The sequence below is a fragment of the Persicitalea sp. genome (assembly GCF_041751555.1).
In the GTDB taxonomy this organism is placed as follows: domain Bacteria; phylum Bacteroidota; class Bacteroidia; order Cytophagales; family Spirosomataceae; genus Persicitalea.
Genome location: NZ_JBGSXF010000406.1, coordinates 1 through 14,553 on the forward strand (window position 1 = coordinate 1; position 14,553 = coordinate 14,553).

The following is a 14,553-nucleotide window of genomic DNA, read 5'->3' on the forward strand; positions in this document are numbered from 1 at the left end:
CGGCAGGAAGCCCCGGCCCCGGCCAGCACACCGTCGATGGCGTTACAGGCTTGCTCGAAATGTTTGGGTACGGGGACCATCAGCACGGGTTTTCCCAGGTACATGGCCTCGCATACTGACTCGAAACCCGCCGTGCTCACCAGCGCCCGGCAGGTCTGCATCATGCGCAGGTACTTCGGTCCGTCGAGTTGATGGAACGTGAGCGTGTTGTCGATGCGCACCACCTCAGGCGCAGCGGGGTCTTCGCGGAAGCAGTGCAGTGGCAGTTCGGGATGTTGTTTGTGCCAGGCGATAATCTGTGGGCTAAGGCTGGGATGGGTGAGGTAGGCGAGCACGAAATCTCCGTTCGTGGGCGTCAGTTGTTTGACTTCCCGCCGCAGCAGTGGGGGGAAGACGCTCAGGTGCGGCACCGTTTCCCGCGCTTCGTAGCGGCGGAACGAGAGCGCCAGTTTCCGCTCGGCTCCCATCGCGGTCAGACGGGTGTTTAAGTTGACAATCCGGCGGTCAAACCCGCTATTCCTGGGAAAAGGAAACTGTGGATGTAGTAGCAAGTACTGATGCGCGACGCACACCATTGGGGCGGTCGGGCGGTAAAAAAAATTATAAAGACCACCTAGCACATCGTAGAAGTTTACGATCAGGTCGGGCTGAATTGCTGAAATGTGCGCGTGAATCTCCCGCAGACTGCGCTGGTACTTGCCCGATCGTAAGAGGTGCGTTCGTACGGTACGGCCAACGCAAATACTCCCATTTTCATGGTCATAGACCAAACTAGGACTGAGAAATGTGTGGATCTCGGCGTCGATCTGGTCGGTTAAGAAAGCGGGAATCTCGCGCCCTTCGGCATTCCCGACCAGCACGGCCGCTACGCGATGCCCGGCGATGCGCAGTATTTGGCCGAGCGAAATCGCCTGGGTCAAGTGTCCGCGCCCTTCGCCCTGCACGATGAATACGACTTTCATGGGAGGTTATTTTATTTTTCGAATAGCTTCCACCTCCTCACGCGCCACAGGAGGTCTAAACGCCACCAATCGCTCTTTGTACCCGAAGAATTCGGAGACTGGCGTCCCATCCTCGACCGATTCATCGCGTATTTTCGAGTCGTGGTAGTAAAGTAGGCTCCAATTTCCGTCGAAATCTTCCACGAGCGCGCTCAATGATTCCACCCAGTCGCCGGAATTCATGTAGAGGATACCGTCGATGTCACGAATCGCGGGTTGGTGAATGTGGCCGCAAATGATACCGTCACAATCGCGGCTGCGGGCCAGCTCGGCGAGCTTCTCCTCAAAATCCGAGATATAGCTGACCGCCTTCTTCACCCGCTGCTTTATTTTCTGCGAAAGCGAGTAATAAGGCAGGCCGCGAGTCGTACGGTAGTTGTTATAGACTTTGTTGAGCCAAAGCAAAAATGTATACCCCGTATCACCAAGGTAGGCCAGCCATTTGAAACCCGTCGTCACGGAGTCGAAGACATCGCCGTGGGTAATGTAAAATCGCCTGCTGCCGGATTTCAGGATGTAGTCTTTCCTGATCTGAAACTGCTTGCCCAGCCGCAGGGGCATGATCTGGTCGAGAAAATCGTCGTGGTTGCCCCGCAGGTAGATTACCTTCGTGTGGTACTCATCCATCATTTTGAGCATGGTTTTGAAAAAGGCGGTGTGCCGACGTTTCCAGGTACCGTACTTTTTCAATTGCCATCCGTCGATGATGTCACCGTTCAGAATGAGTTTTTGGCAAGTGTATTGTTTAAGGAAATTCGTGACTTCCTTAGCCTTTGAACCGCTTGTACCGAGATGCAGGTCGGAGATGACGATGGTCCGAAATTCGGTCTGTTTAATCATGCTACAAATAAGCAGCGCGTATATTACCTGACCGTTAGAGGATTATAAAAATAACGTGAAATTTTCGGTTACTAAATATGAATTGCGTAACAATGACCTAATATTGAACTAATTACATGCTACCCCTAACAACCACCCGAAGAGCCGTTCCGCAACTGCTTCATTTTTTTGAATGCTCAAAGCCTTGTTATCATTTGTCGAGCAAGGCTTTGGCAAACGGAAATTGCTATCGGATAAAAACCATAACACTCCGGTAATACTCATATAACACGCCGAGGTTTCCTTTGGGGCTATGAATCGATTCGACCTTCTCCGGCCTTTGAAGCCTTGTGTGACCGTACTAGTTATCTACCTTTCACTCGGCTCGATTTTCGCTCAGGTAACCAGCCCTCGGGCCGACTACGAATTTATATACAGTCCATCCATTGTTCAGCTAAAAAATTTCTACGCCCTCAGCTTGTTGGAAAGTCAGGAGGCATCGCGTATGCTGTCAACCGATTCCGTCTTGCGCGGCTTGTATAAGAAAAAGAACGATCACCTAAATCAGGCGGTCAAGGAATGCGGCAGTGATGCAGGCTGCTATACCGGGCCGATGAAATTCTCGGAGGACGAAATCGAATTGGTGAGTGGGCGACTCTTTGCGCTTTACAAAGAGGACAACGGTTTAGGCAAAATTGTGAGGGAACACCTCGTCCCGTCGGGTACCTATGTTTTGTATGATTCGCTTCTCAATAAAGAATTGTTGGTCAAAGCCTGGGAGTTGGAGGCGCGGGGCCTCAACCACCTGCTGGAGGTTTACGCCGAGGGCAAAAAGCCCAACTACCCCGCCATTGACTCTATCGCCTTCGACGTGAAGTCACGCAATTTAGGGACGCTGGCCTACGACGTGACCGAAACCGTTCGGCAGGAAGATAAAGGGCAATTATTTTTCGGCCCTTCGATGCAGTACGCGCTTACGTTTCTGGAAGTAAACGGCCGCCACGAAGCGGCTGATTTTGAACCAATGGCCTACACCGAGAATAAGTCTGCGGTACGGGCGGCACACAAATTGGATTCGCTCAACAACTGGGACAAATTCAGATACAGTCTCATCCTCGTGCCAGGTTCCGGGCCTTCCGACCCGGCGGTGGCGCTGAGTTCGGTCGGAATGCTGCGCTGCCGACTGGGGGCATTGCGCTACTTCGACGGTTTGGCTCCCTTCATTGTCGTTTCCGGCGGGCGGGTGCATCCTTTCAAGACGAAGTACAGCGAGGCTTACGAAATGAAAAAGTACCTCATGGAGGAACTTCACGTCCCCCAGGAAGCGATTATCCTGGAACCCCACGCCCGCCACACGACCACCAACATCCGTAATACTGTCCGGCTGCTCTTCCGCTACGGGATGCCCATCGAAAAGCCCTGCCTGGTAACGACGACCCGCTCGCAGAGTTTCTACATCACCAACGACGTTTTCGCCGACCGCTGCCGCCACGATTTGGGCTACCTGCCCTATCGCCTCGGCGAGCGGCTGAGCGATACCGACCTGGAGTTTTTTCCCCTATTGAATTCCTTGCAAATAGACCACGATGAACCCCTTGATCCTTAGCATCATGAAAAAATTGCCCCGCTTCATTATTTTCGTAGCCCTGTCGGGCTTAGTAGCCGCCGTCCGGCTTCTACCCCAAAACCTCGAACTAACTAAATCCCTTTCCATCGACTCGCTCGGTGCCTGCCAGGGCGTGAGTTTCATCAACGACAAAGTCTATCTCTACGGCGACCGCGAGGTGGGTATGGTGCGGGAATATGTCGTGGACGGTGATTCTCTGCTGTATTCAGGAAATGAATACCGTTTTACCGTAAATGGCCAGGATGTTATCAACCACCCGACAGGCATCGCCTACCAGCCGGGACAACCCGTGTTCTTGGGCAACAGCATTCGCCTCAATCCCGAGGGTACTTTGTGGAAAGCGGTCATCTACCAGGTGAATTGGGCCGGGCTGAAAAAACAGGGAACGCTGGACGGAAATCTCCTTAAGACCATTGAGGACGACGCCTGCATCCAAGGAACCCGCCCTGAGTACGTACAGTACCAAAATAAATGGTACGTCGCCACCGCCGACTACGGCGACAAGCGCAACGAGGTGCGGCTTTACGATCCTGAAAAACTGAAAACCGCTGAAAAAACTTCAGAGCCTGGCGTTTTGTACAAAAAATTTACCTGTGGGCCGTGGGTACAAAATATTCACTGGATGCCAGAAAAAGGAATCTTGGTTTTAATCCAAAACCAGATCGAAGGCCGCAAGTGGCGCTTTACGTTTTTGGATTTGGAAAAATCACTATCCACCGGAAAAGCCCACGTCCTCACTACGCAGGATATTGAGAAAGCCGATGAACTGGAAGGCTTCACCACGCTGGGCAAGGGCGGAAAAGGAATCGCCGTCACCTCCTCACGCCGAAGCAACGTACATTTTGTGAATGTTAAATAGTGAGCACTACTGCCCCCTAAATTTCATGTTTTCTTAATCGTTTCCTTCCCTCGGGGTAATCGTCCGAAAATACATTTGCGCTCAAATCGAATGACTTAGTTAGGTTATTCCGTTTGGATTCGAGTGTATTTTTTTATTGTTTTTGTCCAAAAAAATGATTTGAGGCGGTTATGAAAAAACAACTACTAGCGATCGCGCCCTACGTGCTGTCGGGGGGGGTGCTGGTCGGAGCCACGCTTCCGGGCCAAGCGGGAGTAATGGAAAAAGACGCCTCCGGGCGGGTTAGTACAGAACGGCGGGCTTTGATTCCCGTGTCGGGCAAAGTCTTGGACGAAGCGGGTGAGCCGCTGATTGGCGTGACGGTGCTGGAAAAAGGCAGCAGCCGGGGAACGGCTACCGACGAAGCAGGAAGCTATGCCCTGAACGCTGAGGCGGGCGCGACGCTGGTGTTTTCCTTCGTGGGTTTCATCGCCCAGGAAATCCCGGTGGCCAGCCAGTCAACTATCAACATTACGCTGGTGCAGGACGCGCTCATGCTCAACGAGGTGGTGGCCGTGGGCTACCAGACTTTGCGCAAGAGCGACCTGACGGGCGCGGTTTCCAGCGTGAAGGCCAAGGAACTCAACCTGACTACGCCGACCATCGGGCAAGCGTTAGTCGGTAAGGTAGCCGGGGTGCAGGTGTCGCAGGTGAGTGGAGCACCCTACAACACCACAAAAATCCGGGTGCGGGGCATCGGCTCGGTCAACGCCAGCTCGGATCCGCTGTACGTCATCGACGGCTACCCGGCGGGCAACGACATTTTCATCAACCCCAACGACATCGAATCCATCGACATTCTGAAAGATGCCGCTTCGGCGGCGATTTACGGCTCCCGTGCGGCGGGCGGCGTGGTACTTATCACCACCAAGCGCGGCAAGGAAGGCAAAGGCAAGCTGGAATACGACTACCAGTTCGGCATCAACCAGTTGAGCAAGAAGGTGAAGCTGCTGAACTCCGCCGAATTCACCGATCTGCTCATCGACGCCCGCAACAACACCTACCGCGACTTATCGGTCAACGCCGGTAAGCCGTTCAGCCCGGCCAACTACTCCGACGACAACGCTACGCGCATCAAGAACGTGGGTAGTGCCGGGGCCGTGAGCATCCCTACGGAACTCTACAATTTCGCCAGCCAAACCGCCCGCCCCGCCCAGTACGACACCGACTGGCAGGACGAACTCTACCGCAACGCGCTGGTGCAGCGACACAGCCTCTCTTTCACGGGCGGCAAGAACGGCGTCCGCTACGCCCTCAGCGGCGGCTACCTCGACCAGCCCGGCATCATCCTCGGCACCAGCCAGCAGCGGCTCAACTTTCGCACGAACCTGGATGCGGCATTGACCAAAAAACTGAAAGTGGGAGCCAACCTCGCCGTTACCTCCAACACGAATGAGGAAGTGCAGGAAGGGCGCTTCAACCAGGGGCCGATTCTGGGGGCGTTGATTTATATGCCCATTTTCAAACCATATAACGAAGACGGTACCCTGTCGAAGAACGAGGCGGCTTCCCGCAACTCGTCTTTCGGTCTGCAATCCATCGAGAACCCCGTGGCCCTGGCGACCGAGACGCACATCAACCGCCGGGGGCTTCGCGGCACCTACAACGGCTTCGCGACCTACGAAATCATGCCCAACCTGAACTTCAAGGTCAACCTGGGTATGCAGACGTATTCCGAAAAGTACGAATTCTACCGTCCGACCAGCCTGAGCAGCGGGGCCAATCCACCCGGCTCGCCGCAGGCCGTGGCCGCCGCCTACGCCGAGTCGCAGATGCTGACGCAAGTGGATCAACTCGCCGAGTTCATACTCAATTACCGCAAGCAATTCGGCCTCCACAACCTCGACGCGCTGGCGGGCTACACCGCTCAGAAAAATAGCCGTGACGTACTGGCGGTGCGAGCCAACGGCTTCCAGAACGACCGCATCGAGGAAATTACGGCCAAAGGCGCGGACGCGACCAATTTTTCGATGCTCAACGGCACGGGCAAAACCGACTGGACGCTGCTTTCGTACCTCGCCCGCGCGGTGTACAACTACGACAACCGCTACTACCTGACCGCTTCCTTCCGCACCGACGGCTCGTCGCGTTTCGGCCCCAACAACCGCTGGGGCAATTTCCCGTCGGTGTCGGCGGGCTGGAATATTTCCAACGAATCGTTTTACCACGGCTGGCTGGGCGAAGGCTCGACGATGAAACTGCGCGGTAGCTGGGGATTGAGCGGCAACAACAACATCGGTAACTACAATTTCCTGCAAACCATCGCCACGCCGGGCGGCGCAGTTTTTGGCAACGGCACGGTCAATACCGCTGTCTGGGCTAAGGGCATCAAGGATTTGAACTTGGGCTGGGAGTCCACCTCGCAGTTCAACTTTGGAGCCGACCTTGGTCTGCTCAATGACCGTCTGTCGATCATCGCCAACTACTACCTCAGCCGCTCGTTCAACCTGCTGTTTTATCAACCCATCTCGGCCATCTCGGGTACCTCCACCATCCTGACCAACCTGCGCGACTCCAAAGTGGAGAATAAAGGTTTCGACGTGCAGGTGGACGCACGGGCCATCGCCACCCGTGACTTTACGCTCAACGTCAGCGGCAACATCTTTTTGAATCGCAATAAAGTCCTGGACATGGGCGGCGCGAACACGATCATCACCAACGGGGCCGAGCGCTCGTACCTGACGCACATCACGCAGGAAGGCCAGCCCATCGGAATGTTTTACGGTTTCAAGGTGAAGGGGATGGTGCGCGAAGCGGACATGGAGAACATCGCGACCGACAACGCCAACTACAACACGTCCACTAAGTCGTTTCCTGAGGGCTACAACCTGAAAGGCCCGGCCCGCTCGCTGGCCTCGTCCAACCCACTGCGCCCCGGCGACCTGTACTTCGAGGACGTCAACGGCGACGGCGTGGTGGACGACAACGACAAGCGCGTCATCGGTAGCCCTTACCCCAAGTTTACTTACGCATTCTCGCTCTCGGCCCGGTACTGGAATCTCGACTTCACGTCGTCATTCAATGGTAGCCAAGGCAACCAGGTCCTCGACGGGCAGGACTACTACCTCTTCAACATGGAAGCCTCGGGCAACCAGTACCAGAAAGTCGTGAACCGCTACCGCTCGGAGGAGCAGCCCGGCGACGGCAGCGTCTATCGCGCCGCGCGCGGCGGTACCCAAAGCAATAGCACCCGACTTTCGACTTTTTACCTACAGGATGGTTCGTTCCTGCGCTGCACCAATCTGATGCTGGGCTATAACGTCCCGAACATTTCCGGTCTGACGCGCAACGCCATCAGTAACCTGCGGCTCTACGTAAGTGCCGACAACGCCTTCACGTTCAGTAAGTACCTGGGCTATAACCCCGAAGTGGACTACAACAACGGGGCCAACCTGACGCCCGGCGTGGACTACGGCAAGTACCCGCTGGCGCGGGCATATAATATTGGGGCGAAAATCACTTTTTAAGCAAAAAACCTTATGAACAAAAAACATATTTTTCAGATCACGGCGGTGGCTTTTGCCCTGGCGATTCTCAGTTCTTGTTCCGCCGATTTCATCGACTTGCAGGATCCCAACGCCGTAGCGGCTTCCACGTTCTACCGCAACGAAAACGACGTGCTGCTGGGCGTCAACGGTATCTACCAATCGCTGCGCTCTGGTAACAACATCGGCGAGACCAGCGCCTTATTCAACGAAGAGCGCTCGGACAACGCCGGGCGCAACGACAACCAGTCGAACGCCGGGGAGCCGTTCCAGTTCAACGACTTCTCGCTGCTGCCAAGCAATACATATTTGAAAAGGCACTGGCTCGCCTTATACGAAACCATCGCCCGCGCCAACCAAGTGTTGGAGGGAATCGAGAAGGTGACTTTCACCGATGCCCAATTGAAAGGGCAGTACCAAGCCGAGGCCAAGTTTCTGCGGGCGCTGATGTACTTCGAGTTGGTGCGCAAATGGGGCGACGTGCCGCTGGTGACCAAAACACTCAATACCACCGACGAGGTGACGGCCAGCACATTCCGCGAAAAGAAGGAAACGGTCTATCAGCAGATTGTGGCCGACCTGAAAGATGTCGTGGCCAGCCCGCTGCCTAACCTGCCCAACGCTGCCAATAAGGGCCGGGTGTCAAAGTCGGCGGGTAACGCGCTACTGGGCAAGGTGTATCTGACGATGGCTACTACGCTGGACGCCGCCAACCGGAGCACGAATTTGAACCAGGCAAAAGCTTCCCTGCTGGCGGCTTACAATATGCGTTCCTTCGGTCGGTTGAGAGAAATCCCTTACGCCGATGTGTTCGACGTGAGCAAGAAAACGACCAATCCCGAGGCAATTTTCCAAATCGTAAACAAGCAAGGCGATCCCGTGTACTCATCTTCCATCGCCCGAAACAACCAGGCGAGGGGCGAGACCATCAACTCGCAGTTCAAGTCCACGGGTTCAGGTACCAATGTCCAGCCCGATTTAGTCAAAGCCTACGAGAAGGGCGACGTGCGCAAGGATTTCTCGGTCAAATACGCCGACGACCCGATTGTGAAGGATTACTTCATCACCAAATTCCGCGACAATAGCGCGGCAGCGGGTACCAACGGCTACGGCGGCAACGACTGGGTTCTGCTCCGCTACGCCGATGTAATCCTGATGCTGGCCGAAGTAAACCTGTACCTGGGTGACAATACCGCCGCCATCGGCTACCTCGACCAGGTGCGCGAACGCGTCGGGCTTCCGCTGTACGAAACGGCCAAAAGCGATCCGGCCTACGCCGCCAAATTCCCCACCCTGAAACTCGCCGTTCTGCACGAACGGCGGGTGGAACTGGCCTTCGAGAACCAGCGCTGGTTCGACCTTCTGCGCTTTTTCACCAACGACGAATTGGCCAAATTTTTCCAATCCAAAAGCCAGGCGGACTACGGGATCGCCAAGCTGTCGAATTTCGGACCGAAGGATCGGTATTACCCCATTCCGTTTGATGAAAATAAATTGAATCCCGAGCGGATGTACCAGAATCCGGGGTATTGATTTTAGAAGCCTAGTGTTTTTAGTAGAAAGGGCCATCTGATTGAAAGACAGGATGGCCCTTTCTACTAAATTTTGTTTTGAATAAAATCTACTTCACCGACCCTATTTCTTCTATTTTAGAATTTTTAATAATTTTTTAATAAAACGGGTATTTAATTAATATTTTGATAACAGCAAAAAGATAACCAAGTAATGCTCTTCCGGTTATTTCGTAATACATATTATTGTACAAAACGTACCCCGAACATTCCCACTTTTTGTAAAGAGGCAACAGCCACGTCCACTATTTGAAATCCATAAAAATGTATGAAAAAGAAATCTAGCACACCCTTCAAATTAAGACCTGTTTTCCTTGCGACAGTTCTTTGTGGAACGACATTATTCTTTCCAGATCGCTCCTATGCAACTGATTGTGCGGGTAGCAGTGAAGTACTGTTTGTCGACCAGCAAGTGGTCAAGGTTGAAGAAATCACAGTTTCAGGAACGGTTCGGGATGAAAAAGGGCCTCTGCCTGGCGTAACTGTACTGGTTAAGAATTCTTCAAACGGTACTACCACGGATGCAGGTGGTCGCTATACTATCAAAGCCAACCGCAACGAAACCCTGGTCTTTTCAATGGTTGGTTTCCTCACCCAAGAGGTTGTCGTAACAAACGCCACCAATGACGTTACGCTGTCCGTCGACACCAAGCAGTTGGAAGAACTGGTCGTAGTTGGTTACGGTATCCAAAAAAGGTCAGATGTTACCGGGTCCATTGCTTCCGTTAACAGTGAGAGTTTCAACAAAGGTGTGGTAACGAACCCAGGTGAACTTTTGCAGGGCAAATTGGCCGGTGTCTCCATCGCCGCAAATAGTGGTGAACCCGGAGCGGCCCAGAATATAATTATCCGGGGTATCGGTAGTTTGCGTTCTGGAACTCAGCCGCTTTACGTGGTCGATGGATTTTTATTGGACAATTCTTCTACCGGCGTTCCCACCAATCCCCTGAACTTTATAAATCCCAACGATATTGCAAATATCGATGTGCTGAAGGATGCCAGTGCCACAGCGGTCTATGGTTCCAGAGCAGCGAATGGAGTGGTTGTAATCACCACCAAGAAAGGAAAGGGAAAACCACAAATTAATTTTATAGCATCCACTGCTGTGTCGTCTATGGCCAACAAAATAGCTGTTTTCGATGCTGACGCTTTCCGCAGGCAGGTGGTGGCCGTGGGTGGAAAACTGGAAGACTTCGGCGCAAATACGAACTGGCAGGATGAATTGACGCAGCGGGGTGTATCGAACAATCTCGACTTGTCGATGAGCGGAGCCAGCAGCGAGAATTTTTCCTATTTCACGTCGCTGGGCTACCAGAATCAGGAAGGAATCCTGAAGAACAGTAGGCTGAAACGTTATTCGGGAAAGCTGAATTTGAACCAAAAAGCATTCAACGGCAGGCTGAACATAGATTATAACCTTACGGCCTCCCGCACCGAAAACTTGCGCCCGAGCATCACGTCCACCATAAGCGATATGCTCAGCTTGAATCCGACGGTGGCCCCGTACACGGACGGCAAGCCCACTTTGTTGAACACCAATGCCCTGAATCCACTCGCCAGGTATGATTTGTTCAGCGACAATGCCATCAGTAACCGCATTTTGGCAAGCATCTCACCGTCCATCGAGATAGTCGACGGCCTTACCTACAAGTTGAACTTCGGGGTCGATTATTCCGCCACCAACCGAAATCAACAGTACATACCAAATGCGGCGGTGGTCAATGAGTCCGACGTCTCCAACGGGGTCCTGGATTTTGCCGCGAACGGAAACACCAACCAACTTATCGAGAATACGCTTAACTATAATTGGAACCAGGATGTCCACAACGTTACCGTATTGGCCGGACATTCATTTCAGAAATTTTTGGACGAAACCAGAATAACGACCTACCGGGGTTTTGCCAGTAACAACATCGAGCCTATCTACCAAGACCACACCAGTACGACTACGTTTCCTACTTCGGTGAACTCGCAGGCCACTAAAAACGAACTACAGTCTTACTTTGGCAGAGTGAACTATATATATGCCAATAAATATATGTTCACCGGCACGATGCGGGCCGATGGTTCCTCCAAGTTTGGGGAGAACAACAAGTACGGTTTTTTCCCTTCTTTTGCGGTGGGATGGAACATCAGCAACGAGGATTTCATGGCCAACTCGGTTTTCAGCAATTTGAAGCTGCGGGCAAGCTGGGGCCGGACCGGCAACCAGGAGATTCCTTCCAAGATTACGAAAGCCAGTTATCTGGAGCAAAGATTGCAGACGGGTGCCGGTAGCATCAGCACCTATCCCATCGGTACCGATGCCTCCTCGTTGCAGAGTTATCCCTACGGAATCATATTTACGCGAATTGCCAACCCGGACTTGCAATGGGAGGTGTCCACTCAGGTGGACGCAGGGATCGATTTCGCACTATTCAATTCCCGGTTGACGGGAACATTGGATTATTTCAACAAGAAATCTTCCAACATACTGTTGGAGGTCGTTCCCAGCGATCCTGTTCAGCCCACCTCCACCTACTGGAACAACATCCCGAATATGCTCATCCAGAACAACGGCGTCGAGCTGAGCCTGAATTACCGCAGTACCCCGCAGCGAGCCTTCTCTTACAATATTGGAGGTAATATCACTTATATCCAGAATCAGGTAAAGGATTCACCCTACGCGATCCTGACCACGGGGGCGGCGCAGGGTTCCGGCCAGACGGGCGCGACCATCAACGGCTATGTCAACAATGAGCCGATCGGGGCATTCTATATGTACCAGTTTGACGGCATCAGTGCTGAAAAAGGCCAAAACATATTCCGGGACACCAACGGAGACGGTAGTGTACTTGACAATGACCGCCTCGTGGTGGGCAGTGCGATTCCCAAGCTGATCTACGGGTACTACCTCAATTTCAAGTACAAGGCTATTGACCTGGGTCTGAACTTCAACGGGGTTGCAGGAAACAAGGTGTACAATCACACGACCATGACTTTGTTCAGTAAGGCGCAGTTGGCTAAGTCCAACAACACCACCGACTTTGCCGTCGAGTACCCCAACGAGATCCTGAGCAATGCCAATACCGTCTCGACGCGCTACTTGGAAAATGGCTCTTTCCTGCGATTGAACAACGCCACCCTGGCCTACAACTGGAACCTGACGGGGAGCAGATTGGGGAGTGCCTTCCAGCGCATCAGCCTCACGCTGACGGGTCAAAACCTATTTGTGATAACGGACTATTCAGGGTTTGACCCCGAAATCAACACGGGATCTGCCCTGGGAGGAATCCAGACTTTTGGCATCGACCGATTTACGTACCCAAGGGCGAGAACGTTCCTGCTCGGTCTCAATTTGACATTCTAAAAAAAGAGAAAAATATCCTTCCAATACCATTGAAATACAATAGATTATGAAAAATATAAAATTCAATAAAAGCCTGCCTATCATTGCCCTGTTGTTCGCGTTTATCGGTTGTACAGATCTCAATGAGGAAATCTTCGACGAGTCTCTGACTGGGACCGGCCAGGCCGAAACCGTGAGTGGGTCGATAGCACCGGTGTATGGACTTCTCCGGCACGGCGTATGGCTGCATACGGTCAACTTCGGACTTCAGGAGATTGCTTCCGACGAAGCAATCCTTCCCTACCGTGGAGGCACGGACTGGTTTGACGGCGGCAAGTTCATTGCGGTTCACCAGCATCTGATGACCCCAGGTAATAGCCTGGTGGGTGACACCTGGACTCAAATCACCCTGACCTTATCGAGAGCGGTAATCGCGGCGGAAAGGCTGAAGGCGGAAGCCGGAACCAGTAATCCAAGCGCCCAGGATGGCTACTACGAAATGGTGGCCATGAAGGCTTACCTCAATATGCTGGCACTCGACAACTGGGGACTTGTTTTCAAGAAAGAGACTGCCAACCAAAAATCGGAAATCCTGCGGGGGCAGGAAGCCATTAGCTACGTCGAGAGCGAGCTGCTGTCGGTAGTGAGTGTCATCAACAACGACAAAGGCCCTGGAAGGATAAACAGAGATGCGGTGAAGGCTTTGCTGGCCCGGTTGTATTTGAATGCTGCCGTATATCGCGATCCGTACGGTACGCCGGTCTTCAAAAAGGAGGACATGGATAAGGTCATACAGTACACCAGCGAGATTATTTCCAGACCGTACTCACTATCCCCCGAATATTTCGATTTATTTAGTGACGACAACCACACCAACCGCGAACTCATATTCGCACTCGACCAAAGGGGAGTGCTCGAAACCGACCACCAGCGTTGGGCCTATTGGTCGATATCCGGTGATCAGGTTCCGAGACCGGAATTTCCCAACACGCGCGGAACGGATGCGGCGGCAGTCACTCCTGATTTTTACCAAACCTGGGTGGATGCCTACGGCAATGTAGATCCTGCTACGGCCGATGCCCGCTTTAACAAAGAAAATACGGTCATTCCCACTACGCTTAGGGATCTTAGCAAGGTGAGTCCACTGAATGATTCGGAGCATTATTATTGTGTGGAACCCACCAAGTTCGAGATCGACCGGGGAATACTTCGCGGGGTCATCTGGGGGCCAAGAAAAGATGGAGGAGGCAAGATTCTGACTTGCAGCGATGGCAAGGTGAGGATATACCCCGTCATCAACAAAAGGACCAGTGGTGCCAACCTGGCCTACGTCAACCATACACGCAACGTTGATTTTACCAGTTCGGGTAGTCTGCACAACACGGGTTACCGGTTTTCAAAATACCAGTTCAGCCACACTGCTCCCAATTGCTGCAGCTACAGTAGCGTCGATCTGGTTCTAATCCGTTTGGGAGAGATTTACCTGATGCGGGCCGAAGCCAAGTTGAGGAACGGCGACAATGCCGGGGCTTTGGCCGACGTGAATAAGTTGAGAACGTCCAGAAACGCCCGCCCCAGTCAGACTCCTGCTGCCCTCAGTAGCATCAATCTCGATGTTCTTTTCCGTGAATCGGGATTCGAGTTGTACTGGGAAGCTTTCAGAAGGAACTATCAGATCCGCTTTGGCAAATACGAGCGTAGCTGGACGGGGAAAACGGAGGGTGATGTCAGCAAGCGGCTGTTTCCGATTCCCCAGCGGGCCATCGATGGTGCTTCCGGCGAGGAAGGGTTTTTGGTGCAAAACCGGGGTTATTGAGGCTGAAA

8 protein-coding genes are annotated in these 14,553 nt (G+C 53.0%); 6 read left to right on the plus strand and 2 right to left on the minus strand.

The genetic code is table 11. The features are described from left to right. Positions 1–962 (minus strand): glycosyltransferase family protein (locus tag ACEW8P_RS14235; RefSeq protein ID WP_373513743.1); only part of this gene is annotated, 962 nt, incomplete at its 3' end. 6 nt (positions 963–968) lie between these two features. Continuing rightward, a complete protein-coding gene (locus ACEW8P_RS14240; RefSeq protein ID WP_373513744.1) occupies positions 969–1,841 on the minus strand; it encodes a UDP-2,3-diacylglucosamine diphosphatase in 873 nt (290 codons plus the stop codon). Between the two features lie 292 nt (positions 1,842–2,133). On the opposite strand from ACEW8P_RS14240, the gene ACEW8P_RS14245 reads away from it, so the two are divergent. From ACEW8P_RS14245 to ACEW8P_RS14270, 6 genes are all read left to right on the plus strand, one after another. Then, entirely contained in the window at positions 2,134–3,426 is a 1,293-nt protein-coding gene (locus ACEW8P_RS14245) for a YdcF family protein (protein WP_373513745.1), read from the plus strand. A gap of 4 nt (positions 3,427–3,430) precedes the next feature. Then, positions 3,431–4,306 (plus strand): hypothetical protein, encoded by an 876-nt coding sequence (locus ACEW8P_RS14250; protein WP_373513746.1) that lies wholly within the window; start codon positions 3,431–3,433, stop codon positions 4,304–4,306. A gap of 170 nt (positions 4,307–4,476) precedes the next feature. Beyond that, positions 4,477–7,812 (plus strand): SusC/RagA family TonB-linked outer membrane protein, encoded by a 3,336-nt coding sequence (locus tag ACEW8P_RS14255; RefSeq protein ID WP_373513747.1) that lies wholly within the window; start codon positions 4,477–4,479, stop codon positions 7,810–7,812. A 12-nt stretch (positions 7,813–7,824) separates the two neighbouring features. Continuing rightward, on the plus strand, positions 7,825–9,363 hold the full coding sequence (locus ACEW8P_RS14260) for a RagB/SusD family nutrient uptake outer membrane protein (protein ID WP_373513748.1): 1,539 nt from the start codon (positions 7,825–7,827) through the stop codon (positions 9,361–9,363). A gap of 306 nt (positions 9,364–9,669) precedes the next feature. Beyond that, complete coding sequence (locus ACEW8P_RS14265) at positions 9,670–12,750, plus strand: SusC/RagA family TonB-linked outer membrane protein (RefSeq protein WP_373513749.1); 3,081 nt, start codon at positions 9,670–9,672, stop codon at positions 12,748–12,750. Between the two features lie 46 nt (positions 12,751–12,796). Next, positions 12,797–14,545, plus strand: coding sequence for a RagB/SusD family nutrient uptake outer membrane protein (locus tag ACEW8P_RS14270; RefSeq protein WP_373513750.1), 1,749 nt, complete (start codon positions 12,797–12,799; stop codon positions 14,543–14,545). Positions 14,546–14,553: the final 8 nt, after the last annotated feature.

What these genes read in the sequence shown, in the direction of transcription:
- ACEW8P_RS14245 (WP_373513745.1), top strand. Translation starts at nt 2,134, where the DNA reads ATGAATCGATTCGACCTTCTCCGGCCTTTGAAGCCTTGTGTGACCGTA.
- ACEW8P_RS14265 (WP_373513749.1), top strand. Translation starts at nt 9,670, where the DNA reads ATGAAAAAGAAATCTAGCACACCCTTCAAATTAAGACCTGTTTTCCTT.
- ACEW8P_RS14240 (WP_373513744.1), bottom strand. Translation starts at nt 1,841, where the DNA reads ATGATTAAACAGACCGAATTTCGGACCATCGTCATCTCCGACCTGCAT.
- ACEW8P_RS14250 (WP_373513746.1), top strand. Translation starts at nt 3,431, where the DNA reads ATGAAAAAATTGCCCCGCTTCATTATTTTCGTAGCCCTGTCGGGCTTA.
- ACEW8P_RS14270 (WP_373513750.1), top strand. Translation starts at nt 12,797, where the DNA reads ATGAAAAATATAAAATTCAATAAAAGCCTGCCTATCATTGCCCTGTTG.
- ACEW8P_RS14260 (WP_373513748.1), top strand. Translation starts at nt 7,825, where the DNA reads ATGAACAAAAAACATATTTTTCAGATCACGGCGGTGGCTTTTGCCCTG.
- ACEW8P_RS14255 (WP_373513747.1), top strand. Translation starts at nt 4,477, where the DNA reads ATGAAAAAACAACTACTAGCGATCGCGCCCTACGTGCTGTCGGGGGGG.